17 protein-coding genes are annotated in these 22,960 nt (G+C 71.3%); 9 read left to right on the top strand and 8 right to left on the bottom strand.

Features of this window, described 5'->3' with window-relative positions:
• Positions 1–118: 118 nt before the first annotated feature.
• The 4 genes from SSP29_RS02705 to SSP29_RS02690 form a co-directional block, all read right to left on the bottom strand.
• Positions 119–3,931, bottom strand: coding sequence for a multifunctional oxoglutarate decarboxylase/oxoglutarate dehydrogenase thiamine pyrophosphate-binding subunit/dihydrolipoyllysine-residue succinyltransferase subunit (locus SSP29_RS02705; RefSeq protein WP_089098812.1), 3,813 nt, complete (start codon positions 3,929–3,931; stop codon positions 119–121).
• A gap of 326 nt (positions 3,932–4,257) precedes the next feature.
• Positions 4,258–5,367: a HAMP domain-containing sensor histidine kinase gene (locus SSP29_RS02700; protein ID WP_089098811.1), complete on the bottom strand. Its 1,110-nt coding sequence runs from the start codon at positions 5,365–5,367 to the stop codon at positions 4,258–4,260.
• Entirely contained in the window at positions 5,364–6,104 is a 741-nt protein-coding gene (locus tag SSP29_RS02695; protein ID WP_089098810.1) for a response regulator transcription factor, read from the bottom strand. The genes SSP29_RS02700 and SSP29_RS02695 overlap by 4 nt, the downstream gene beginning before the upstream one ends.
• 110 nt (positions 6,105–6,214) lie before the next feature.
• Positions 6,215–6,931 carry a spermine/spermidine synthase domain-containing protein gene (locus SSP29_RS02690; protein WP_089098809.1) on the bottom strand — a complete coding sequence of 239 codons (717 nt, stop codon included), beginning with the start codon at positions 6,929–6,931 and terminating at the stop codon, positions 6,215–6,217.
• A gap of 254 nt (positions 6,932–7,185) precedes the next feature.
• Between SSP29_RS02690 and SSP29_RS02685 the strand changes: the two genes are divergently transcribed.
• The gene (locus SSP29_RS02685) at positions 7,186–8,013 is read left to right on the top strand and encodes a rhomboid-like protein (RefSeq protein ID WP_150133430.1); all 828 of its coding nucleotides are present in this window, start codon (positions 7,186–7,188) and stop codon (positions 8,011–8,013) included.
• A gap of 62 nt (positions 8,014–8,075) precedes the next feature.
• On the opposite strand, the gene SSP29_RS02680 is transcribed toward SSP29_RS02685, so the two are convergent.
• On the bottom strand, positions 8,076–9,584 hold the full coding sequence (locus tag SSP29_RS02680) for a sulfatase family protein (protein ID WP_089098808.1): 1,509 nt from the start codon (positions 9,582–9,584) through the stop codon (positions 8,076–8,078).
• A gap of 395 nt (positions 9,585–9,979) precedes the next feature.
• On the bottom strand, positions 9,980–10,783 hold the full coding sequence (locus SSP29_RS02675; protein ID WP_089098807.1) for a GNAT family N-acetyltransferase: 804 nt from the start codon (positions 10,781–10,783) through the stop codon (positions 9,980–9,982).
• Positions 10,784–10,979: 196 nt separating this feature from the next.
• Between SSP29_RS02675 and lon the strand changes: the two genes are divergently transcribed.
• Positions 10,980–13,406 carry an endopeptidase La gene (lon, locus tag SSP29_RS02670; protein WP_089098806.1) on the top strand — a complete coding sequence of 809 codons (2,427 nt, stop codon included), beginning with the start codon at positions 10,980–10,982 and terminating at the stop codon, positions 13,404–13,406.
• Between the two features lie 184 nt (positions 13,407–13,590).
• On the opposite strand, the gene SSP29_RS02665 is transcribed toward lon, so the two are convergent.
• Entirely contained in the window at positions 13,591–14,418 is an 828-nt protein-coding gene (locus SSP29_RS02665) for a lysozyme (RefSeq protein WP_089098805.1), read from the bottom strand.
• 276 nt (positions 14,419–14,694) lie between these two features.
• On the opposite strand from SSP29_RS02665, the gene SSP29_RS02660 reads away from it, so the two are divergent.
• Positions 14,695–15,186 (top strand): MarR family winged helix-turn-helix transcriptional regulator, encoded by a 492-nt coding sequence (locus SSP29_RS02660; protein ID WP_089098804.1) that lies wholly within the window; start codon positions 14,695–14,697, stop codon positions 15,184–15,186.
• A 23-nt stretch (positions 15,187–15,209) separates the two neighbouring features.
• Here the strand turns inward: SSP29_RS02660 and SSP29_RS02655 are convergent, their stop codons facing one another.
• Complete coding sequence (locus SSP29_RS02655) at positions 15,210–15,998, bottom strand: protein phosphatase 2C domain-containing protein (protein WP_089098803.1); 789 nt, start codon at positions 15,996–15,998, stop codon at positions 15,210–15,212.
• Positions 15,999–16,382: 384 nt separating this feature from the next.
• Here SSP29_RS02655 and SSP29_RS02650 point away from each other — a divergent pair, with 384 nt between their 5' ends.
• The 6 genes from SSP29_RS02650 (at position 16,383) to SSP29_RS02625 (ending at position 22,958) form a co-directional block, all read left to right on the top strand.
• Positions 16,383–19,271: a sensor histidine kinase gene (locus tag SSP29_RS02650; protein WP_089098802.1), complete on the top strand. Its 2,889-nt coding sequence runs from the start codon at positions 16,383–16,385 to the stop codon at positions 19,269–19,271.
• Positions 19,268–19,771, top strand: coding sequence for a roadblock/LC7 domain-containing protein (locus SSP29_RS02645; RefSeq protein WP_089098801.1), 504 nt, complete (start codon positions 19,268–19,270; stop codon positions 19,769–19,771). Before SSP29_RS02650 ends, SSP29_RS02645 begins: the two co-directional genes overlap by 4 nt.
• Complete coding sequence (locus SSP29_RS02640) at positions 19,768–20,190, top strand: DUF742 domain-containing protein (RefSeq protein ID WP_089098800.1); 423 nt, start codon at positions 19,768–19,770, stop codon at positions 20,188–20,190. Before SSP29_RS02645 ends, SSP29_RS02640 begins: the two co-directional genes overlap by 4 nt.
• On the top strand, positions 20,171–20,806 hold the full coding sequence (locus SSP29_RS02635; protein WP_089098799.1) for a GTP-binding protein: 636 nt from the start codon (positions 20,171–20,173) through the stop codon (positions 20,804–20,806). The genes SSP29_RS02640 and SSP29_RS02635 overlap by 20 nt, the downstream gene beginning before the upstream one ends.
• A gap of 42 nt (positions 20,807–20,848) precedes the next feature.
• Positions 20,849–22,105: a styrene monooxygenase/indole monooxygenase family protein gene (locus SSP29_RS02630; protein WP_089098798.1), complete on the top strand. Its 1,257-nt coding sequence runs from the start codon at positions 20,849–20,851 to the stop codon at positions 22,103–22,105.
• A gap of 199 nt (positions 22,106–22,304) precedes the next feature.
• Entirely contained in the window at positions 22,305–22,958 is a 654-nt protein-coding gene (locus tag SSP29_RS02625; protein ID WP_089098797.1) for a TetR/AcrR family transcriptional regulator, read from the top strand.
• Positions 22,959–22,960: the final 2 nt, after the last annotated feature.

Raw genomic sequence — 22,960 nt, 5'->3', positions numbered from 1 at the left:
GTTGACGGGTTCCTACCAGCCTAATGTCCCGGGTTCGCGCGTCGGATCACGAGCGGGAGATGCCGCAAGGGCCCGGCCCCCGCAACGGGGACCGGGCCCTTCACCGCGTGCCGGAGGCCTAGGCCTCGAAGACCTCGCGCACCAGCTGCTCCTGCTCGGCCTGGTGGCGCTTGGCCGAACCCACCGCCGGGGACGAGGAGTGCGGGCGGGAGATGCGGCGCAGGCGCTCGCCGGCCGGGACGTCGGCGCCGACCGCCAGGTCCAGGTGGTCGATCAGGTTGAGCGCGATGAACGGCCAGGCACCCTGGTTCGCCGGCTCCTCCTGGGTCCACAGGTACTTCTCGGCGTTCGGGTACTTGTTGACCTCGGCCTGGAGCTCCGCACCCGGCAGCGGGTACAGGCGCTCCAGACGGATGATCGCCGTGTCCGTGACACCGCGCTTCTGCCGCTCGGCCTCAAGGTCGTAGTAGACCTTGCCGGTGCAGAAGACGACCTTGCGGACCGCGGCCGGGTCGACCGAGGCGTCGCCGATGACGGGGCGGAACTGCCCGCTCGTGAACTCCTCCGCCTTCGAGGCCGCCGCCTTGAGGCGCAGCATCGACTTCGGGGTGAAGACGACCAGCGGCTTGTGGTGCGGGTTGTGCACCTGCCACCGCAGGAGGTGGAAGTAGTTCGAGGGGAGGGTCGGCATCGCGACCGTCATGTTGTTCTGCGCGCACAGCTGCAGGAAGCGCTCGATGCGGGCCGAGGAGTGGTCCGGGCCCTGGCCCTCGTAGCCGTGCGGGAGGAGGAGGGTGACGCCACTGGTCTGGCCCCACTTCTGCTCCGCCGCCGAGATGTACTCGTCGATGACCGACTGGGCGCCGTTGGTGAAGTCACCGAACTGCGCCTCCCACATCACCAGCGCGTCCGGACGGGCCAGCGAGTAGCCGTACTCGAAGCCCATCACCGCGTACTCGGAGAGCAGCGAGTTGTAGACGTTGTAGCGGGCCTGGTCCTCGGACAGGTAGAGGAGCGGGGTGTAGTCCGCGCCCGTCTCCCGGTCGATCAGGACCGCGTGGCGCTGGCCGAAGGTGCCGCGCTGGGAGTCCTGGCCGGAGAGGCGCACCGGGGTGCCCTCCATCAGCAGCGAGCCGATGGCGAGGGTCTCGCCCATGCCCCAGTCGATCGTGCCGTCCTCGATCATCGCCGCCCGGCGCTGCAGCTGCGGCAGCAGACGCGGGTGGACGGTGAAGTAGTCCGGGATGTTGACCTGGGACTCGGCGATGCGCTTGACGGCCTCCGTGGAGATCGCCGTCGGCACGGCCACCGGGAAGCCGTCCTGCGGCTCGTGGGCGTCCGCGGCGGTCGGCTGCGAGGTGGCCTCGCGGACCTCCGTGAAGACCTTCTCCAGCTGGCCCTGGTAGTCCTGCAGGGCCTGCTCGGCCTCTTCCAGGGTGATGTCGCCGCGACCGATCAGGGACTCGGTGTAGAGCTTGCGCACCGAGCGCTTCTTGTCGATCAGGTCGTACATCAGCGGCTGGGTGAAGGCCGGGTTGTCCGACTCGTTGTGACCGCGGCGGCGGTAGCAGATGAGGTCGATCACCACGTCCTTGTTGAACGCCTGGCGGAACTCGAAGGCCAGACGCGCGACGCGCACGACGGCCTCGGGGTCGTCGCCGTTCACGTGGAAGATCGGGGCCTCGATCATGCGGGCCACGTCGGTCGCGTACATCGAGGAGCGCGAGGACTCCGGGGCGGCGGTGAAGCCGACCTGGTTGTTGATGACGATGTGGACCGTGCCGCCGGTGCGGTAGCCGCGCAGCTGCGACATGTTCAGGGTCTCGGCCACCACGCCCTGGCCCGCGAAGGCCGCGTCGCCGTGCAGCGCGACCGGCAGGACCGTGAAGTCCGTGCCGCCCTTGTTGATGATGTCCTGCTTGGCGCGGGCGATGCCCTCGATGACCGGGTCGACCGTCTCCAGGTGGGACGGGTTGGCGGCCAGCGAGACCTTGATCTGCTCGCCGTCCAGGCCGGTGAAGGTGCCCTCGGCGCCCAGGTGGTACTTCACGTCGCCGGAGCCGTGCATCGACTTCGGGTCGAGGTTGCCCTCGAACTCGCGGAAGATCTGGGCGTACGACTTGCCGACGATGTTCGCGAGGATGTTCAGGCGGCCGCGGTGGGCCATGCCGATGATGACCTCGTCCAGGCGGGACTCGGCCGCGGAGTCGATCACCGCGTCGAGCAGCGGGATGACGGACTCGCCGCCCTCCAGGGAGAAGCGCTTCTGGCCGACGTACTTCGTCTGCAGGAAGGTCTCGAAGGCCTCCGCCGCGTTCAGGCGGCGCAGGATCCGCAGCTGCTCCTCGCGCTCCATCTTGGAGTGCGGGCGCTCCACGCGGTCCTGGATCCACTTGCGCTGCTTGGGGTCCTGGATGTGCATGAACTCGATGCCGGTGGTGCGGCAGTACGAGTCGCGCAGCACGCCGAGGATGTCGCGCAGCTTCATCATCGACTTGCCGGCGAAGCCGCCGACCGCGAACTCGCGCTCCAGGTCCCACAGGGTGAGGCCGTGCTCGGTGATGTCCAGGTCGGGGTGCTTGCGCTGCTTGTACTCCAGCGGGTCGGTGTCGGCCATGACGTGGCCGCGGACCCGGTAGGAGTGGATCAGCTCGAAGACGCGGGCGGCCTTCGTGACGTCGTCGTCGTGGGAGGCGTCGATGTCCCGCAGCCAGCGGACCGGCTCGTACGGGATGCGCAGGGCCTCGAAGATGTCGTCGTAGAAGCCGTTCTCGCCGAGGAGGAGGTTCGCGACGCCGCGCAGGAACTCGCCGGAGGCGGCGCCCTGGATGACCCGGTGGTCGTAGGTCGACGTGAGCGTCATGACCTTCGAGATGCCGAGCTTGTTCAGGGTGTCCTGGCTGGTGCCCTGGAACTCCGCGGGGTAGTCCATGGAGCCGACGCCCATGATGACCGACTGGCCGGGCATCAGACGCGGGACCGAGTGGACGGTGCCGAGGCCGCCGGGGTTGGTCAGGGAGACCGTGACGCCGGTGAAGTCGTCCATCGTCAGCTTGTTGTCGCGGGCGCGACGGACGATGTCCTCGTAGGCCTGCCAGAACTCGAAGAAGTTCAGCGTCTCGGCCTTCTTGATGCCGGCCACGACGAGCTGGCGGTCGCCGTTGGGCTTCACCAGGTCGATGGCCAGGCCGAAGTTCACGTGCGGCGGCTTGACCAGGGTCGGCTTGCCGTCCTTCTCCGCGAACGAGTAGTTCATCGACGGCATGGCCTTGAGGGCCTGCACCATCGCGAAGCCGATCAGGTGCGTGAAGGAGATCTTCCCGCCCCGGGCGCGCTTGAGGTGGTTGTTGATGACGATGCGGTTGTCGAACAGCAGCTTCACCGGGACCGCGCGGACCGAGGTGGCGGTCGGCACGTCCAGCGAGGCGCTCATGTTCTTCGCGACGGCGGCGGCGGGACCACGCAGGGTGACCAGGTCGGGACCGTCGGGCGCCGCGGCGGCGGGCGCGGCCTTCGCGGCAGCGGCGGCCGGCTTCGCGGCGGCCGGAGCCGGGGCGGCGGCCGGCTTCGCGGGCGCTGCGGCCTGCGGAGCGGCAGGCGCGACCGGAGCGGGCGCGGCGGGCGCCTGGGCGACGGGCGCGGCCGCGACGGGCGCCGGAGCCGCCGGCTGGGCCGGCGCGGGTGTCGTGGAGGTGGTGCCCGCGGCCCCCGCGGCCGCGGTACCCGCCGGAGCCGAGGCGGCGGGCGCCCCCGGCTTGTAGTCGGCGAAGAAGTCCCACCAGGCTCGGTCTACCGAATTCGGGTCCTGGAGGTACTGCTGATAGATCTCGTCGACGAGCCACTCGTTCGGTCCGAACGCGGCTGCGGGGTTCTTGCCCGCTTGGTCTGCGTCGGTCGAGATGCTCGAGTTACTGGGGGACTGTGGCGACACGGCGGCAACCGCCCTCTTCCGCTTCACAAGGTTATGGACAGCGGGAATAAAGGCTACGCCTCCAAGACCGCGAAGGTCAGGTCGGGCCGGTTCATCGTCGCGTAAGTCACACCGAAAACCGTGTTTCAGGGCTTGATATGGCGGGAAACAAACGCGGTTGCGCTGTGAGAGGACGGAACCGGGCATGGCTCCGCACCGCCGGTGATCACCTCGCCCCGGCACCCGGCCCGACACGCGCGGGTGCCGCACCTGATCACACGTGTCCGGCTGTGCGGACGGCCGTGCGGACCACAGATGGATCTTGAGGCTCCGGATCGAACTTTACGTCAACTTGGAACGGAGGAAAGCCCCGGGAGAGTGACGATAATCCTGCAGCCCCGCTCGGATTCGGCCACGCCGATCCGGCCGCCGTGCAGATCCACCGCCCACCGGGCGATCGCCAGCCCGAGTCCGGTGCCGCCGTCGCTGCCCGGTCCGTGCGGCCGCCGTACGGCGCCGCGGTTGAAGCGCTCGAAGACGCGGTGCCACTCCGAGCGCGGGATGCCCGGGCCCTCGTCCAGGATCTCCAGCTCCAGCGACTCCGGCTGCGGCCCGCGCCGCGCCTTCACGGTCACCCGGCCGTGCGCCGGGCTGTGCTTGACCGCGTTGTCGATGAGGTTCGCCACGACCTGGTGGATGCGCTCCGGGTCGGCGTGCGCGGTCAGCTCGGGCGGGGAGACGTCGAGGTGCAGATGGACGTCGGTACGGGTGTGGTTCCCGGAGCCCGAGGTCATGCCCCCGCGCGCCCCGGCGACCATGTTGGCCTCCTTCAGCACGCCCGAGAGGTACGGCCACACCTCGAAACGGCGCTGCCGCAGGGGGACGACGCCGTTGTCGAGCCGGGACAGGTCGAGGAGGGTCTCGACCAGGCGCCCGAGGCGCTCGGTCTGCTTCAGCGCCGTGCGCATGGTCTCGGTGTCCGGCTCGGCGATGCCGTCGACGACGTTCTCCAGGACGGCCCGCAGGCCCGCGATGGGCGTGCGCAGCTCGTGCGAGACGTTCGCGACCAGCTCCTTGCGCTGGCGGTCCTGGGCCTCCAGCTCGTCGGCCATGACGTTGATCGTCTCGGCCAGGTCGCCCAGCTCGTCCCGGCGGTTCTCCCGCACCCGGCGCGTGTAGTCGCCCTGCGATATCGACCGGGCGACCGCGTTCATGTCGTCCAGCGGCGCGGTGAGCGAATGCGCCACGAACTGCGTTATCAACAGTGTGGCGATCATCGAGAAGACCGTGATGAAGCGCAGCTCCGTCTTGGTGTGCACCGCGACGATCGACAGACCGGTGGTGATCAGTACCGAGACGACGACGAGCGCGCCCAGCTTGGTCTTGATCGAGAACGGGCGTACGGCGCCCCAGGGCTCCTCCCCGGGGCCTCTCGGTCCGGCCGGCCCCCCGCTCATGGCGTCGGTGTCTCCAGGGCGTAGCCCACACCGTGCACGGTGCGGATCCGCTCGGCGCCGATCTTCCGGCGCAGCGCCTTGATGTGGCTGTCGACCGTGCGGGTGCCGGAGGCGTCCGCCCAGTCCCACACCTCGGCGAGCAGCTGCTCACGGGAGAGCACTGCGCGCGGGGTGTTCGCCAGGCACACCAGGAGGTCGAACTCGGTGGGGGTGAGGTGGACGTCCTCGCTGCGTACCCGGACCCGGCGCTGTGCGTGGTCGATCTCCAGCTCGCCGAGGCGCAGGATGCCCGAGCGCGGGGTGGAGGCCGCGATGGCCGCCCGCTCGACCCGCCGCAGCAGTACGTGCACGCGCGCCGCCAGTTCCCGCATGGAGAACGGCTTGGTCATGTAGTCGTCGGCGCCGACCCCGAGGCCGACCAGCATGTCGGTCTCGTCGTCCCGCGCGGTGAGCATCAGCACCGGCACCGGCCGCGCGGCCTGCACGCGCCGGCAGACCTCCAGACCGTCGAAGCCGGGCAGCATGATGTCGAGGATCAGCAGGTCGGGCTGCCAGGCCTCGGCGGTGTCGACGGCCGCCGGACCGTCGCCCGCCGTTTGCACGAGGAACCCCTCGGCGCGCAGGCGGGCCGCGATGGCGTCGACGATCGTGGGGTCGTCCTCGACGACCAGAACCCGGCGCTGGGCGCCCGGAGTCGCCGTGGCCGTGCCGTTGTGCGAGGTGTGTGTCTGCTCCATCGCCCGCCCCTGTGTGCTTTCCGGAACCAGTGGGGTGATCCCATGACTGCGATTGACGCTTGAATGATCCGCGTCAGGGATGCACATTACGGTGACAGGAGGCGCACTCGCTATCCAGGGCGGACGGCAAGGTGAACGACGTCCGGAACGCCCCGGGCAACCGGGATCTCTTCGGTACGCACCTGCTTGAACCCGGCATTCCGCAAGGATTCTTCGAATTCCGCGGAGGGCTGCGCCGACCATACGGCCAGTACCCCGCCCGGCCTCAACACCCTTGCGCAGCCCGCGAGTCCGGCCGGTGAGTAGAGCCCCTCGTTGCCCTTGTCGACGGTCCAGCCGGGGCCGTTGTCGATGTCCAGGCACAGTGCGTCGAACGTGTCCGATGTCTCATTGACGTAAGTGACGAGATCTCTCTGGACGATCGTAGTGCGCGGATCGGCGAACGCGCGGGCGGAGAGCGCCGAGAGCGGGCCGTCCCGGTGCCAGTCGACGACCGCCGCCTCCCGCTCCACGACCGTGATCCGCCCCCAGTGGGGGTCCTGTGCGGCATGGGCGAGCGAGAACCCGACGCCCAGCCCGCCGATCAGCACCGCCGGCTCGCTCCGCCCGTCCAGCGCCTGGCGGGCGGCGTCCACGAGCAACCGTTCCGAGCGCCCGTCGGAGGTGTCCATCAGGAAGCAGCCGTTGGCGATGATCTGCAGGAGTTCGCCGTGTCTGCGCAGCACCACCTCGCCGTACGGCCCGTCGCGCCGGTCCAGGACCACAGGGGAACCAGGGGAACCGGCGTACGCGGAGGCCGCGGAGCTCGCGGAGGCTGAGCTGGTCATGGCGGCCATCCTGCCCCAACAGGGCTTTGCGGCCACGCGAATTACGGGTGGCGGGCAGCCGCACGGGTGTCACCCGTTCGAGGGGCCGTCCGGCGCTTCGCGCCCAGGGGTGACCGGATACGGCTCGTATGGTTCCTCGTGACCCCTCTTGGTTCTTCAGAAAATCCTGTGAATCGTCCCCCGGGTGGCCCCGGTCACAGACAGCGGCTCGTGGGACGGCGAAGGGTGGGGTGAAACGGAAGGAGCGCCTCACCGTGGAACGGACCGTGAGGGCCGCAGCGACGCCCACGCCCGAGCCCCTTCCCGCCGGGGACGTCGCCGCCCTGCTCGACGGCGTACCGCGCCAGCGCGGCCCGGTCGCGGCCCCCGCGCCGGAGACGGCCCGCCCCGCCCTCCGTCCGTACCTCTGGCGCCCGATGGCCCGGCGGCTGCTGCCCTGGCGGCTGCTCCCCACCCCCACCGGCACCCCGGTCACCTTCGCCTACACGGCGATCCTGGCCCTCACCTCGCTCTTCGCGAGCTACGCGAGTCCCGGCCTGCTGGACACGCTCTACCAGGACTCCAGCACCGATGTCGCCCATCTGCTGCGTACCCCGGTCTTCGTCCTGCTGGCCAGCGCGCTGTGGATCGCGGGCGGGCTGCTGTCGCCGTTCGCGCTGGCCTTCGTGCTCGTCCTGACCGCGCTGGAGCGGCGGATAGGCGGTGCCCGCGCGATCCTCGTCTTCCTGACGGGCCATGTCCTGGCGACCCTCGCGACCGAGATCCCGGTCGGTCTCGCGGTCCTGGTCGGCCGCCTCCCCGACACCTCCCTGCACCGTCTCGACTACGGCATCAGCTTCGGCGTGGCCGCCAGCATCGGTGCGCTCTCCGGTCTCCTGGCCCCCTGGCTGCGCTGGCCGTTGCTCGCGCTGGTCGGCTACAGCCTCGTCACCGACCTCATCGCCTTCCAGGACCCGATGACCGACTGGGGGCACCTGATCGCGCTGGCCATCGGGACCGGGCTCTGGCCGGTGGTACGACGCTGGCGGCGGGAGCGGGCCCAGGACCCGGCCCAGGACCCGGCCCTCGCCGTCGCCGCCTGACCACTCAGGCGCGCCGCGCCGCCGCCTGACCACTCACGCGCGCCGCGCCGCCGCCCGGACACTCACGCGCGCCGCGCCGCCGCCAGGCTCTTCGCCGACTCCGGGACGCCGAGGGCCGCTTCCTGTTCGGCCGTGGCGCCGTGCAGGCGGTTGGTGAGCTGGTACGGGTCGGCGGCCAGGTCGTAGAACTCGCGGAAGAGGACCGCGCCGTCGCCCTGCGTGGGCCGGCCCTGCCCATCGAGGCGGGTGCGGTAGTACTCCGTGTACTGCGTGGACCTGCCGACGTGAGTGGCCCAGGTGTGGATCGGCTCCTGGTCCTGCCGGTTCCACCACCACTCGGCGAGGAGCAGGTCGCGGTCGTTGCGGGGGTCGAGGAGCGAGTGGCCGTCGTGCGGGGTGTCCGGGGTGATGCCGGCCGCGTCCAGGAAGGTCGGGGCGATGTCGACATGGCCGGTGAGCCGGTCGTCGACGGTGCCCCGGCCCAGGCCGTGCGCCGGCCAGGACAGCCAGAACGGCACCTCCAGACTCGGCCGGTACGGCACCGACTTGCGCAGCCAGCCGTGGTCCGCCCAGCACAGCCCGTGGTCGCTGGTGAACAGCACGAGCGTGTTCTCCAGCTGCCCCAGCGCACGCAGCTTGTCCTGGAAGTCCCGCATCGCGTCGTCCACCGACAGCAGGGTGCGCAACTGGCGCCCGCGCAGCGCCTTTCCCTGGTCGTACGTGTGCTTCGCCGTGCGCAGGAACGGCGGCTTGTCGCTCTTGTCGCCCTCGTAGACGGAGGGCCGGCCCGGCCACTCCGGCACGCGCGCGTGCGCGTACTTCCGCTCCGGGATGTTGAGTTCGTGCGCGCTGCGGGTGGCGACGTACGCGAACCAGGGCCGGGTGTCGGTGCGCGATTCGTCGATGAAGGCGAGGGTGCGGTCCCTGATGACGTGGGTGTCGTAGCCGGGGATGTTCCGGACCGTGCCGTTGTCGTTGTAGTGGCCGTTGTAGTACGCCACCGGTTCCTGGAGGAGCCACTCGTCGAAGTGCGGCGGGTTGTCGCCGGTGTGCCAGTAGTTGAGGTACTTGCCGAACAGCCCGGTGCGGTAGCCGGCCTCGTGCAACTGGCGCTGCACGGTGGTGTGCTGGTCGAGGTGGTACGGGTGGCGGGTGTCGAGGACGCCGTGGTGGTGCGCGTACCGCCCCGACATGATCGAGGCTCGGGAGGGCGCGCAGAGCGGGGTGTTGGCATGCGCCCGAGCGAAGGTCACCCCCTGCCCGCCCAGCCAGTCGGCGGTACGGCGGATCGCCCAGTCCGTCTCCTTCGGCTGGTCGTCGGTGAGGACCAGGAGGATGTTGGGGCGCGGGTCGGTGCGGGGGAGGGGCGAGGCCGAGGACGCCGACGACGCCGGGGGGCGGCTCGCGGCGGGGGCGGCGGGGGCGGTGCGGGCGGGGGCGGGGGAGCCGGCCCCGTCGTCGTCCACGGCCCGCAGGGTCAACGGGACGGCGGCGCCGGCCGCGACGACGGCGGCGCCGGTGAGCACGGTGCGCCGTGCCGGCCGCTTGGGCGTCGGCTGCTTCTCACCCATGTTTTCCCCCGAGCCCCGTTGTGTGCCGCCGCCGTTCACTGTGAATCTGCTGGCAGTTTCGGCTCTTTTCCTGTGAGTTGCGTTGCGGGGGTGTGGCGATGCCCTTGCGGAGTCATGGCAGTCGCATTGGAGGGCGGATACCGGCCCTTCTTCTCTTCCCGCCGCAACGGTGCTCAGCGCCGACGGCGTTGTTTGGCGGTGCCGGGCCTGCCGGGGCCACTCGCCGTAGTGGGTGCCGGGCGGTTGCCGGGTGCGGCATCGTCGTGGCTGGTCGCGCAGTTCCCCGCGCCCCTTTGGGGCGCGCTGCGGGCCGGGGTGGCATCGTCGTGGCTGGTCGCGCCCTCGCGGCGGTAGCCGCATATCGAATACAGCCCCGCGCCCCTTTGGGGCGCGTTTCAGTGGGCCGGGGCCCAGACGTACGGCGTTGTTGTCGTCACCGCTGTGAAGCCCAGGCGTTTCAGGATCGGGGCGCTGTCGTCCGAGGCCTCCACGAGGAGGTAGGGGGCGTTCCGGGTTGCCGCGCGGGTCGCCCGGAGGGCCACCAGCGCGCGGTAGATGCCCCTGCCGCGCCACTCGGCCAGCGTGGAGCCGCCCAGCAGCATGGCGAAGTCGGTGCCGGGCCGGAAGGCCACCCAGGCCGCCGAGACGACCTCCCCGGCCGCCTCGGCGACGTAGATCTCGGTGCCGTCCGGGTCCACCGCGAGCCGGCCCCTCAGGTACCCGGCGATCCACGTCATGTCCTCGCCCCACACCGCGGTCTCCAGCGCGGCGATCCGGTCCAGGTCCGCGTCGGCGGTGACCCGGCGCAGGGTCACCTCCGGGGGGAGGCCGGGGGTCGGTACGGCCAGGTCCTCGACCAGGGCGATCACGACCGTCTCCCGTGGCTCGGGCACGAAGCCCGCCGCGCGCAGCCGGTCGGGCAGATCCGCCGGCTCGTCGTGCCCGCGCGTCTTCCACTCCACCGCCTCGCCGCGCGCCGCGAAGAAGTCCCGCTGCCGGGCGATCAGCGCGTCCAGCTCGGGGCCGCGCACGCCGCCCCAGTCGCGCGGCCCGGTCACGAAGCCGCGGTGCTGGCCGACGACCCGGAGGGCGGGGCCGTCGTGTTCGTAGGTGATCCCGGGCGCGGGGACGGGCTGGACGGCGCGCATCTGCGCGTCGTAGGCGGCCAGCAGGGCCGCGGTGTTGTCGGTGTCGGTCATCGGCCGACCGTACGGGGAATGGGCCCGTGCCGATCAACTGTTTTTGCAGGCGTGGACCTCGGCTGCTTTCCCCGTCGTACACCCCGTACGACCAGGTCAGCAGCCGATCGCTCACAGCGAACGCATCCCTGGGAACATTCGGTGGCTCACATGCATTGAGTCGGCATAACTCAAGTTGACTGCCGAAGGGGAGATCATGGCTTCGACGTCCGCATCACTCACCCTCCCTGTGCTGCCTCTCGACGGCGAGGTCGTGCTGCCCGGGATGGTGGTCCCGCTGGACCTGAAGGACCCTGATGTACGCGCCGCCGTGGAGGCTGCGCAGGCCGCCGCCCGCACCGAACCCGGCAAGCCCAAGGTGCTGCTGGTGCCGCGTGTCGACGGGACCTACCCGGGCACCGGTGTGCTCGGCACCGTGGAACAGGTCGGCCGCCTCGCGGACGGCGACCCGGGCGCGCTGATCCGCGGCCGGTACCGGGTGCGCATCGGCGCCGGTACCACCGGCCCGGGTGCCGCCCTGTGGGTGGAGGGCACCCGCATCGACGAGAACGTCCCGGACCCGGTGCCCGGTCATGTCACCGAACTGGTCAAGGAGTACAAGGCCCTCGCCACCGCCTGGCTGCGCAAGCGCGGCGCCTGGCAGGTCGTGGACCGCGTCCAGGCCATCGACGAGGTGTCCCAGCTCGCCGACAACTCCGGGTACTCGCCCTTCCTGACGACCGAACAGAAGACCGAGCTCCTGGAGACCACCGACCCGGTCGCCCGGCTCAAGCTCGCCACCCAGCAGCTCCGCGACCACCTCGCCGAGCAGGACGTGGCCGAGACCATCGCCAAGGACGTCCAGGAGGGCGTCGACAAGCAGCAGCGCGAGTTCCTGCTCCGCCGCCAGCTGGAGGCGGTCCGCAAGGAGCTGCGCGAGCTGAACGGCGACGCCGCGAAGGACGGCGAGGAGTCCGACGACTACCGCGCCCGCGTGGAGGCCGCCGACCTGCCCGAGAAGGTCCGCGAGGCCGCCCTCAAGGAGGTCGACAAGCTGGAGCGGTCCAGCGACCAGTCGCCCGAGGGCTCGTGGATCCGCACCTGGCTGGACACGGTGCTCGAACTGCCGTGGAACGAGCGAACCGATGACACTGGCGCGTACGACATCCAGGGCGCCAAGGCGATCCTGGACGCCGAGCACGCCGGTCTGGAGGACGTGAAGGAGCGGATCACCGAGTACCTGGCGGTGCGCAAGCGCCGTAACGACCGGGGGCTCGGGGTCATCGGCGGCCGCCGTGGCGGTGCCGTCCTCGCCCTCGTCGGTCCGCCCGGCGTCGGCAAGACCTCGCTCGGCGAGTCGGTCGCGCACGCCATGGGCCGCAAGTTCGTCCGGGTCGCCCTCGGCGGCGTCCGGGACGAGGCCGAGATCCGCGGTCACCGCCGTACGTACGTCGGCGCGCTGCCCGGCCGGATCGTGCGGGCCATCAAGGAGGCCGGTTCGATGAACCCGGTCGTCCTGCTCGACGAGATCGACAAGGTGGGCTCCGACTTCCGCGGCGACCCGGCCGCGGCCCTGCTCGAAGTCCTGGACCCGGCGCAGAACCACACCTTCCGCGACCACTACCTGGAAGTCGAACTCGACCTGTCCGACGTCGTCTTCCTCGCCACCGCCAACGTCCTGGAGGCGATCCCGGAGGCCCTGCTCGACCGCATGGAGCTGGTCCGCCTGGACGGCTACACCGAGGACGAGAAGGTCGTCATCGCCCGTGACCACCTGCTCCCGCGCCAGCTGGACCGGGCCGGTCTCGGCAAGGACGAGGTGATCCTCGACGAGAGCGCGCTGCGCAAGCTCGCCGGCGAGTACACCCGCGAGGCGGGCGTCCGCACCCTGGAGCGCTCGATCGCCCGGCTGCTCCGCAAGGTGGCCGCGCAGCACGAACTGGGCGACCGGGAGCTGCCGTTCACCATCAGGGACGAGGACCTGCGCGCCCTGATCGGCCGCCCGCACCACGTGCCGGAGTCCGCGCAGGACCCGGCCGAGCGCCGCACGGCGGTCCCGGGTGTCGCCACCGGCCTCGCGGTCACCGGCGCCGGCGGCGACGTCCTCTTCGTCGAGGCGTCCCTCGCCGACCCGGAGACGGGCGCGGCGGGTCTGACCCTCACCGGTCAGCTGGGCGACGTGATGAAGGAGTCGGCGCAGATCGCCCTGTCCTTCCTCCGCTCGCACGGCGCCGAACTGGAGCTTCCGGTCGGCGACCTGAAGGACCGGGGCGTGCACATCCACTTCCCGGCGGGCGCGGTCCCGAAGGACGGCCCGAGCGCCGGCGTCACCATGACAACGGCCCTCGCGTCGCTGCTCTCCGGGCGGCTGGTCCGCACGGACGTGGCGATGACCGGTGAGGTCTCGCTGACCGGCCGGGTGCTGCCCATCGGCGGCGTGAAGCAGAAGCTGCTCGCCGCCCAGCGCGCCGGGGTGACGACCGTCATCATCCCGAAGCGCAACGAGGCCGACCTGGACGACGTCCCGGCCGAGGTGCTGGACAAGCTCGACGTCCACGCCGTGACCGACGTCCGGCAGGTCCTGGAGCTGGCGCTCGCGCCCGCCACGAACGGCGCGGCGCCGGAGGTTCCGGTAGCGGCGTGACGGACGCTGCCGGATGCAGAAGGCCCGGGTCCCCGCGAGGGGGCCCGGGCCTTCGCCCTGTGCGCCGTCATTCGTCCGCGGCGCCGTCGTGGCTGGTCGCGCCCACGCGGCGGAGCCGCACATTGCTACAGCCCCGCGCCCCTTCGGGGCGCTGCAGAACAGCGGCGGACTTCACCCGGTCTGCTCAGCCGTTGGCGAATGCGTCCACCTTGTCGACGGCCCCGTTGAACTTGTCGTGGTCCCCGACCGTCGGTCCGGTCGACGTGTACTGCCACATCGTGTACTCCGACCAGCCGGCCGGCAGCGTGCCCACGTCCGAGGCGTACCGGGCGACCCACAGCGGGTTGGCGGCGCCGAAACCGCTGTAGTTGCCGGTGCAGTCCTTCCACCAGCTGGTCGCCGTGTAGACGACCGCGGGCCGGCCCGTCCGGGCCTTGTACCGGTTCAGGAAGTCGGTGATCCAGGTGACCATCCCGCTCGCGGATTTGCCGTAGCACGCTGCGCCGTACGGGTTCCACTCGATGTCCAGGACGCCGGGGAGGGTCCGGCCGTCCTTGGACCAGCCGCCGCCGTGGTCGACGAAGTAGTCGGCCTGGGTGGCGCCGCCCGTGGTGTCCGGGGTCGCGAAGTGGTAGGCGCCGCGGATCATGCCGACGTCGTAGGAGCCGTTGTACTGCTGGGCGAAGTAGGGGTTCGTGTAGTACGTGCCTTCCGTGGCCTTGGTGTACGCCCATCTGACCCCGCTGCTCAGCAGGGTCGACCAGGCGACGTCGCCCTGGTAGCTGGCGACGTCGACACCCTCGGTCTGGGTGGCGAGGCCGGTCTTGGGCGTGCCGCTCTGGCCGTCGTGGGCCAGGACGCCCATGCCCATGTACGCCGAGCCGCGGACCGGGACGGCCGGGCCGGAGTCGTCACCGTGGGCGTCGGCGCGGGCGGAGGTCGGGGAGAGCGCCGCCAGCAGCAGCGCGAGCAGGGCGGTGAGGAGTGTGGGGGCGGGTCTGTGCACGGGCATGACGTGCCTCCGTGGGGTGAGGTGGGGTCCCAGGTATGCCAGAGGCGGTCCGTCTACGCGGCGCGACACGACGCGGTGTCACACGGCGTGACCCCACCTGTTGGCGTGGGCATGCCATCAATGGCCTCGGTGTGGACGCTCCGCACGGGGCGGAGCGCCGGGAAGGGGGTCCGGAGGCCGCCGTTGGTCTGAGCCTGCGGAATACTTGGCGAGCTGCGGCGATGACGGGGCTTGACGGAAACTTTCAGGACTGCGAAACCGATCAGGGGTGCTGACGTGCACGAGGACGAACAGGGCGACGAACAGCGCGCCGCCGCCGGGTTGACGCCGAGCGGTGCGGACCAGGAGTTCCTGGCCCTGGAACGCGAGTTGACGGTGCTGCTGCGCCGCGCCCGGGCCAGCCAGGGCGAGATGGCCCGGGAGGTCCACCCCGACCTGGAGTCCGCCGCGTACGGACTGCTCGTGCGGCTCGACGAGTGCGGCGGCCAGCGCGCCACCGAACTGGCCGCCTACATCGGCGTCGGCAAGGCCACCATGTCCCGCCAGCTGCGCGCCCTGGAGGAGCTGGGCCTGATCGCCCGGGAGCCCGACCCGGCCGACGGGCGGGCCTGGCTGGTCGCCCTCACCGACGAGGGCCGGCGCCGGGTCGGCACGGTCCGCGAGGCCCGCCGCGGCCGTTACGTCCGCCAGCTCGCCCACTGGCCCCGCCTGGAGGTCGCGGAACTGGCCCGGCTGCTCCACCAGTTGAACGGCGTCATGGAGAAGTAGCCGTCACGCCGTCACCGGGTGCCTCACAGCTCGACGTACACCACCGTCGCGTCGTCGTGCGTCTTGCTCCGCCGCAGGAACACCCGCTCCTCCCGGTCGGCCGCCTCCAGCTCCCGCACCCGGTCGACCAGTGCCCGCGCCCCCTCCTTGCGGACGACGCCGAGAAGGGCCGTCCAGTCGCCCTCGCGGAACTTCTCCGTCCAGCGGGTCGCCCCGTCCGTGAGGGCGGCCAGCGCGCGGACCTCGGCGCGGGGCACGGTCCCGGTGACGGCGCGGTCGGCCACCGAGGGGTCGGCGGCGGCCGTGAAGAAGCCGCCCTCCCTGTTGCGGACCGTGGCGTCGGCGATCGTGTCCGACGCCAGCGAGGCGCGGGGTACGCGGTCGAGCCGGTCGTCCAGGACCGGGGTGACCGTGCCGTCGGGGGATCTCAGGAGCAGCGCGGAGTCGGACAGGACCAGGAACTCCACGGTCTCCTCGGACCAGCGGCTCAGCACGACCGTCGCCTGGGGCGTACGCGGGTGAGAAAGGTCACAGGTGTCACCATGTGCGGCGGCTGTGCGGTCGATCGCCCGTTCGAGGATCTCTCGCAGCGTCAGATCTCCTCGCGAAACGGTCAGTTCGGTCAGCGCGCCGCCCAGCCGTGCGGTGAACCAGGGGACGGAATGCAGACACCCGGTGCCGTCCCGCGGCGGGGTGACCCCGTCCAGGACGATCACACAACCCCCCTGCCCCGAGGCGGGAAGCCCGACACCGGCGAAGTCCTCGTTGGGGCGCTCGGGGGTGCCGGGTTCCGAAACGACTTCAGTACGCATTCGGCCAGTCTGCACGACCCCTGCACAGGCTTCACCAAAGGCTGGCAACGGCCTTGGAATTGACGCGGTTCCGCAGGTCAGCCGCCTGTTTTGGGGTGGAATGGCGCACTCCGGGAAGCTGCGGTGGCGAATCCTGCCAAAGCCTGCCGTCCGCGTCCAACCGGCCAGCCGGAAAAGGACCCCGCACGGTCCGCCGGAACTTGCCCGCCAACTCCCCTCCGATGTTCACTCCTTCGGGTGGCGGGTGGGTCGATGTGAGTCCACTGCCCACCGGCGCTGGGAGGGTCGGGGACCGTACGAATCGGGTGCACGCACCACTGGGCACCGAAATGCCGGGGATTATGACGGGGTGCCACCCAGCCCCTTGGGTACACGAGTTCAGGAATGCGAGCACCGGTGCAGAAGACGCGGCCTCGGCGCACAGGCAAGACGACGGCCTCCGAAACGGGCGCCGCGGCCCCCGTCGGCACCGGCCGCCCCAAGCACGTCCGCACCCGGCTGATCCTGGCCGTGGCCGTGGTCGCCGCCGCGATCGCGGGGGCCGGAGCGCCCGCCCTGCTCACCGCCTCCGGGCAGCTGAGCGACTCACAGGACCTGGTGACCCTGGCCGGCCGGACCCAGGACGCGCTGGCCCTCGCCAACTCGCTGGCCGACGAGCGCGACGACGTCACCTCCTACATCGCGGCGGGCCGCCCCAAGTCCAAGGCGCCCTCGGAGGACCGCAGCGCCCGTGTCGACCGCCAGGTCGAGGACCTGCGCGCGGACACCGACGCCCCCGGCTGGCTCCGTACCGACCTGGACGGCATCGCCGCCGTCCGCCGCGCGGCGCTCACCGGCAAGAGCACGGCCCTCGAAACCCACGAGGCGTACTCGGGGACCATCACCGAACTGCACCGGCTCGCCGAGGAACTGGCCGAGCAGATGCCCCCCAGGGCCGGCTCCGGCGCCTACGCGCTCGCCGAACTGGACTCCGCCGTCCAGCAGTCCGCGGCGGCCCGGGGCCTCCTGCTCGCCGCCCTGAACATCCCGAGCACCACCCAGACCACGATCGACCCGATCACCGGTCTGCCCACCACCAGCACCACCACCTCCGCGGCCGACAAGAAGCAGCGCGACGCGCTCACCGCCGCCGCCCAGCAGGCCAGGCTGCGCGCCGACGCGGCCCTCGCCGACTTCCGCGACACCGCGCCCAAGGCGGCGGTCGACTCGTACGACTCCACGGTCACCGGCAACGACGTCAACAACGCCGACAAGTACCTGGCCGCCCTCACCGACCAGCCGACCCTCTCCGACGACGACCTCGGCACCGGCACCAAGAAGCTGGACGCGGCGCTGTCCGCCCGGGTCGAGCTGATGCGGGGCGTGGAGTCGGCCCTCTACGACCACCGCACCAAGGACCTCGCGGTGCTCCGCGACGACGACGTCACCGCGCTGGAGATCCGGGTCGCGGTGCTCGGCGCCCTGATGCTGGTCGCGGTCGGCATCGCCACGGCCATGGCCCGCACCCTCACCCGCCCCCTCTCCGTGCTCCGCCGGGGCTCGGCCCGCCTCGCCGAGGCCGAGGACCCGCGCACCGCGGAACCGGTCGCCTTCACCGGCCGCAACGACGAGTTCGCCCAGGTCGTCCGCTCCGTCAACGCCCTGCACGCGCACGCCGCCGAGCTCTACGACCGCATCGCCACCCTGGAGACCGACCGCAAGCACCTGGTCGGCCAGCGCCAGAAGATGGCCGACGCCCGCGAAGAGCTGCGCGCCGAGGTCACCGACGCCGCGGACCAGCTGGAGCGGCTGCGCACCAGCATCGGTTCCACCTTCGTCAACCTCGCGCTGCGCACGCTCGGCCTGGTGGAACGTCAGCTGGCGGTCATCGAGACCCTGGAGGAGCGCGAACAGGACCCGGACCGCCTGTCGACCCTCTTCAAACTCGACCACTTCGCCACGGTCATGCGCCGTCACAGCGAGAACCTCCTGGTCCTCGCCGGCACCGAGCACGTCCAGCAGCACGCGGGCCCGATCCCGCTGGTGGACGTCGTCCGGGCGGCGGTCAGCGAGATCGAGCGCTACGAGCGGGTCCGGATCGCCTCCCTTCCCCCGCACGCGCACGTGGCCGGCTTCGCGGCCGACGACCTCTCCCACCTCCTCGCCGAACTGATGGAGAACGCCACCGCGTCCTCCCCGCCCGACGTCCCCGTCGAGGTCTCCGGCTGGCTGCTGGAGAGCGGCGAGGTCATGCTCTCCGTCCAGGACGAGGGCATCGGCATGACCGCCGACCGCATGGTCCGCCTCAACGGCCGACTCGCCGCATTCGACCCCGAGTCGCCCTACGACCAGGAGGGCGAGGACGGTCTCGGCCTCGGCCTCTACGTGGTGGCCCGGCTGGCCCACCGGCACGGCGCCCGCGTCCAGCTGCGCGAGCAGAAGCAGGGCGGGGTGGCGGCGGTCGTGGTCCTGCCCCAGCCGCTGCTGGCCCAGGCCCCGCCGACGGCGGTCCCCTCGGCCACCACGGCCCCGGGCGGCGCCCACGCCTTCTCCCTCCCCGGCGCGGACGCGGAGGTCAACTCCAACGTCCTGTACGGCCGCTCCACGTCCGGCGACCCCCTGGTGACGCTGGCGGAGAAGGCGGTGCGGGAGGCGGACGAGCACGGTTCGGCCGTGCGGGGGGCCGGCGAAGAGGCGGTGCTGCCGGTACGGAGGGCCGACGACGACGCCGTGCACGAGCAGTCTGCCCCGCCGAAGCCGGAGGCCACCGAGCCGACGGCTCGCCCGAAGGTTCCGGCGGAGACGTTCGCCGAGACGACGATGGAACTGCTGGTCCCGCTGGAGCCGGAGGCGGGGACGGCGAAGGAGCAGGCGCACCCTGCCGACGCCGGTGCTCACGCGCGCCCGCTGCCCGCGGCCGCCGACGGCGAGCACGCCCCACTGGGGCCACCGGCACCCGACCACGAAAGCCGCACGGGTGGTGCGGGTGGGGACGAAACCGCCGAAGGCGAAGCCGAGGACCCGGTCACCAGCAAGGGCCTCCCCAAGCGCACCCCCAAGATCACCGCTCCCGCCCCACCGCCCCGTCAGCGCAGCACCGGCGTCGACGCGGATGCCCTCCGCCGCAGGCTCGGCGGCTTCCGCAGGGGCGCCGACGCCGGCCGGCGTGACGTCGAGGCGGAGATCGCCGAGCAGACGGGGCAGAACAAGGTGCCGAGCACCGTACGAGCCGTACCCGGAACAGCCGTTTCCGAAGAAGCCACGGGGGGCACTGTCGAGGAGGCAAGCAGTTGACCGCGCCCAGTACCTTCGGACTGAGCAGTGAGGCTCGTAACCTGCACTGGCTGCTGAGCAACCTCATCGAGGAGGTGCCCGGTATCCAGTCGGTCGCCGTGGTCTCCTCGGACGGACTGCTCCTGCTCTCCTCGGACCCCGGCCAGAACGAAGCGGCCCGCGAGGCCAGGAACGAGAAGCGGAAGGGCCCGCGCGGCTCCGCCGCCGACCTCGCCACCATCGTCTCCGGCATCGGCAGCCTCACCGTCGGCACCGCCAAGCTGATGGACTTCGGTCCGGTCAAGCACACGATGGTCGCGATGGACGAGGGCAGCCTCTTCGTGATGTCGATCAGCGACGGCTCGCTGCTGGGTGTGCACGGCAGCGCGGAGTGCGACATGAGCGTGGTGGCATATCACATGGCACTGTTCGTCGGCCGGGCCGGCCACGTCCTCACCCCCGAACTCCGCACCGAGCTACGCCAGTCCCTGGAGGCCGACGCGCCGAGGAGTGGCCGATGAGCAACGCGCCGAAGGACCGCAGGCAGAACCTCCCGGTACGCGGCGGCGACCGCAAACCCGCCCGCGTCCGCCCCTACTCGCTCACCGGCGGCCGTACCCGCTTCGGCCACGTCCTCCTCGTGGAGACGTTCGTGGCGGCCCTGGAGGCCCCGGAGGAGCGCAAGGAACTGACGAATGGTTCCCTCAACACCCGGGTGATGCCGGAGATGCGGGCCATCGTCGAACTGTGCCGCCGCATGCGCACGGTGGCCGAGATCGCCGCGCTGCTGAAGATGCCGCTCGGCGTGGTCCGGGTCCTGCTCAGTGACCTCGCGGACCAGGGAAAGATCCGTGTGTACGGCACCGGGACCGGTCACGGCGCCGGCCGCCCGGACCGCGCTCTGCTGGAAAGGGTGCTGAGTGGACTACGCCGTCTCTGACGCCACCGGCGTCAACCCGCTCCTCGACGGGGAGGAGCACATACGGTCCTGGCAGACGGACCGCAGCCGGGCCCCCATCGCCACGAAGATAGTCGTGGCCGGCGGCTTCGGTGTCGGCAAGACCACGCTGGTCACCGCCGTCTCGGAGATCACGCCCCTGCAGACCGAGGCGCTGATGACCGAGGCGAGCGAGGAGACCGACGACCTCACCGCCACGCCCGGCAAGACGACCACCACCGTGGCCATGGACTTCGGCCGCATCACGCTCGACGACGACCTGGTGCTCTACCTGTTCGGCACGCCGGGCCAGCAGCGCTTCTGGTTCATGTGGGACGACCTGGTGCGCGGCGCGATCGGCGCCGTCGTCCTCGCGGACACCCGGCGCCTGAAGGACTGCTTCCCGGCGCTGGACTACTTCGAGAGCTGCGGACTGCCGTACGTCGTCGCGGTCAACCACTTCGACGGCAGCGAGCGCTTCGAACCCGAGGACGTGCGCGAGGCATTGACGATTCCTCCGCACATACCTGTAATGATCATGGACGCCCGCCGTCGGATCTCGGCCATCGAGACACTGCTGTCCCTGGTCGCCCACGCGCTGGACGAAACCCCCGAGTAGCACCCCGGGTAGATCTTCTGAACCCTTAGGAGCCACCACCGCATGCGGAAGATACTCGTCGTGGGGGCCGGCCAGGCCGGTCTCCAGCTCGCCCTCGGCCTCCAGTCGCACGGCTACGAGGTCACCCTGATGTCGAACCGGACCGCGGACGAGATCCGCTCCGGCCGGGTCATGTCGACGCAGTGCATGTTCCACACGGCACTGCAGCACGAGCGCGATCTCCAGCTGAACTTCTGGGAGTCCCAGGCCCCGAAGATCGAAGGACTCGGTGTCTCGGTCGCCGCCCCCGGCTCCTGGGCCGAGGGCCCCGCGGCCCGTGCGATCGACTGGGTGGGCAAGCTCGACGGGTACGCGCAGTCGGTCGACCAGCGGGTGAAGATGGCCGGCTGGATGGAGACCTTCGCGCAGCGCGGCGGCCAGCTGGTCATCCACGGCGCGGCGGTCGGCGACCTGGACTACTTCGCCCGTACCTACGACCTGGTGCTGGTCTCGGCCGGCAAGGGCGAGCTGGTCCAGATGTTCGGCCGCGACGCCTCCCGCTCTCCCTACACGGAGCCGCAGCGGGCCCTGGCCGTCTCCTACGTCCACGGCCTCGGCCCCCGCCCCGAGCACCCGGACTACTACGCGGTCCGCTGCAACCTGGTCCCGGGCGTCGGCGAGCTCTTCGTCATGCCGACGCTGACGACCTCCGGCCCCGCCGACATCCTCTTCTGGGAGGGCATACCCGGCGGCCCGCTGGACGTCTTCAACGGCGTCAAGGACCCCTCGGAGCACCTCTCCCTGACCCTGGAACTCATGGAGCGGTACACGCCCTGGGAGCACGCGCGGGCCACCAAGGTCGAACTGACCGACGCCGGCGGCACCCTCGCCGGCCGTTACGCCCCCACCGTCCGCAACCCGATCGGCCGCCTCCCCGGCGGGGGCCTGGTCCTCGGCGTCGCGGACGTCGTCGTGGCCAACGACCCGATCACGGGCCAGGGTTCCAACTCCGCAGCCAAGTGCGCCGCCTCCTACCTCGCCTCGATCCTCGAGAACGGCGAGAAGGAGTTCGACGAGACCTGGATGCAGGAGACGTTCGACCGCTACTGGAACACGGCCCAGCACGTCACCAAGTGGACGAACGCCATGCTGGCGCCGCCGCCGGAGCACATCCTCAACCTGATCGGCGCCGCGGGCCAGCTCCAGCCGGTCGCCGACCGCTTCGCCAACGGCTTCAACGACCCCTCCGACTACGAGAACTTCTTCTACGAGCCGGACAAGACGGAGGCCTACCTGGCGTCGGTGGCCGGGGCCGCCTGAGCAGGCCGGTTTTCGGCCGCGGGCGCGTGGTGGCTGGTCGCGCAGTTCCCCGCGCCCCTTCGGGGGCGCGTTGCCGTAGCGCCCCGTCAGGGGCGCGGGGAACTGCGCGAGCAACCACGATGGCGCCGCACCCGACCGACGGCCCCTCCCGGCACGGCGGCCGTCGCGGCGCTCCCAGCCCAGCGCATACGCTGATCGCATGACCCCGCAGGCCGCCACCCCCGCCTACCGCAGGCTGTCCGTCGAGGAGCGGCGCAGCCAGCTGCTCGACGCGGCCCTCTCCCTCTTCGCGCACCGTGCGCCCGAGGACGTCTCGCTCGACGACGTGGCGGAGGCGGCCGGGGTCTCCCGCCCTCTGGTGTACCGCTACTTCCCCGGCGGCAAGCAGCAGCTCTACGAGGCCGCCCTCAGGTCGGCCGCCGAGGAACTCGAACACTGCTTCGACGAGCCCCGTGAGGGCGCCCTCCTGCCCCGGCTGGCCCGCGCCCTCGACCGCTACCTCGCCTTCGTCGACCAGCACGACGCCGGCTTCAGCGCCCTGCTCCAGGGCGGCAGCGTGGTGGAGACCTCGCGGACGACGGCGATCGTGGACGGCGTACGGCGGGCCGCCGCACAGCACATTCTCAGCCACCTGGCCATCGCCGACCCGGGCCCCCGGCTGCGGATGACCGTCCGGATGTGGATCACCGCCGTCGAGGCGGCCTCCCTCATCTGGCTCGACGAGGACAAGCAGCCGCCCCTCGACGAGCTGCGGGACTGGCTGGTCGACCAGTTCGTCGCCGTACTCAGCGTGACCGCGCGCCGTGACCCGCAGACCGCCGCCCTCGTCGACGCCCTCGCGGCGGATGGCTGAAA

The sequence above is a fragment of the Streptomyces hyaluromycini genome, assembly GCF_002217755.1.
Lineage (GTDB): Bacteria > Actinomycetota > Actinomycetes > Streptomycetales > Streptomycetaceae > Streptomyces > Streptomyces hyaluromycini.
Note: the sequence above shows the minus strand (reverse complement) of the source record. Positions and strands in the feature narration are given on the sequence as shown.

Excerpts from the sequence above, each read along its gene's own strand:
- SSP29_RS02675 (WP_089098807.1), bottom strand. The coding sequence starts at position 10,783 with ATGACCGACACCGACAACACCGCGGCCCTGCTGGCCGCCTACGACGCG.
- SSP29_RS02700 (WP_089098811.1), bottom strand. The coding sequence starts at position 5,367 with ATGAGCGGGGGGCCGGCCGGACCGAGAGGCCCCGGGGAGGAGCCCTGG.
- SSP29_RS02665 (WP_089098805.1), bottom strand. The coding sequence starts at position 14,418 with ATGCCCGTGCACAGACCCGCCCCCACACTCCTCACCGCCCTGCTCGCG.
- SSP29_RS02680 (WP_089098808.1), bottom strand. The coding sequence starts at position 9,584 with ATGGGTGAGAAGCAGCCGACGCCCAAGCGGCCGGCACGGCGCACCGTG.
- SSP29_RS02630 (WP_089098798.1), top strand. The coding sequence starts at position 20,849 with ATGCGGAAGATACTCGTCGTGGGGGCCGGCCAGGCCGGTCTCCAGCTC.
- lon (WP_089098806.1), top strand. The coding sequence starts at position 10,980 with ATGGCTTCGACGTCCGCATCACTCACCCTCCCTGTGCTGCCTCTCGAC.
- SSP29_RS02650 (WP_089098802.1), top strand. The coding sequence starts at position 16,383 with ATGCGAGCACCGGTGCAGAAGACGCGGCCTCGGCGCACAGGCAAGACG.
- SSP29_RS02640 (WP_089098800.1), top strand. The coding sequence starts at position 19,768 with ATGAGCAACGCGCCGAAGGACCGCAGGCAGAACCTCCCGGTACGCGGC.
- SSP29_RS02655 (WP_089098803.1), bottom strand. The coding sequence starts at position 15,998 with ATGCGTACTGAAGTCGTTTCGGAACCCGGCACCCCCGAGCGCCCCAAC.
- SSP29_RS02625 (WP_089098797.1), top strand. The coding sequence starts at position 22,305 with ATGACCCCGCAGGCCGCCACCCCCGCCTACCGCAGGCTGTCCGTCGAG.
- SSP29_RS02690 (WP_089098809.1), bottom strand. The coding sequence starts at position 6,931 with ATGACCAGCTCAGCCTCCGCGAGCTCCGCGGCCTCCGCGTACGCCGGT.
- SSP29_RS02695 (WP_089098810.1), bottom strand. The coding sequence starts at position 6,104 with ATGGAGCAGACACACACCTCGCACAACGGCACGGCCACGGCGACTCCG.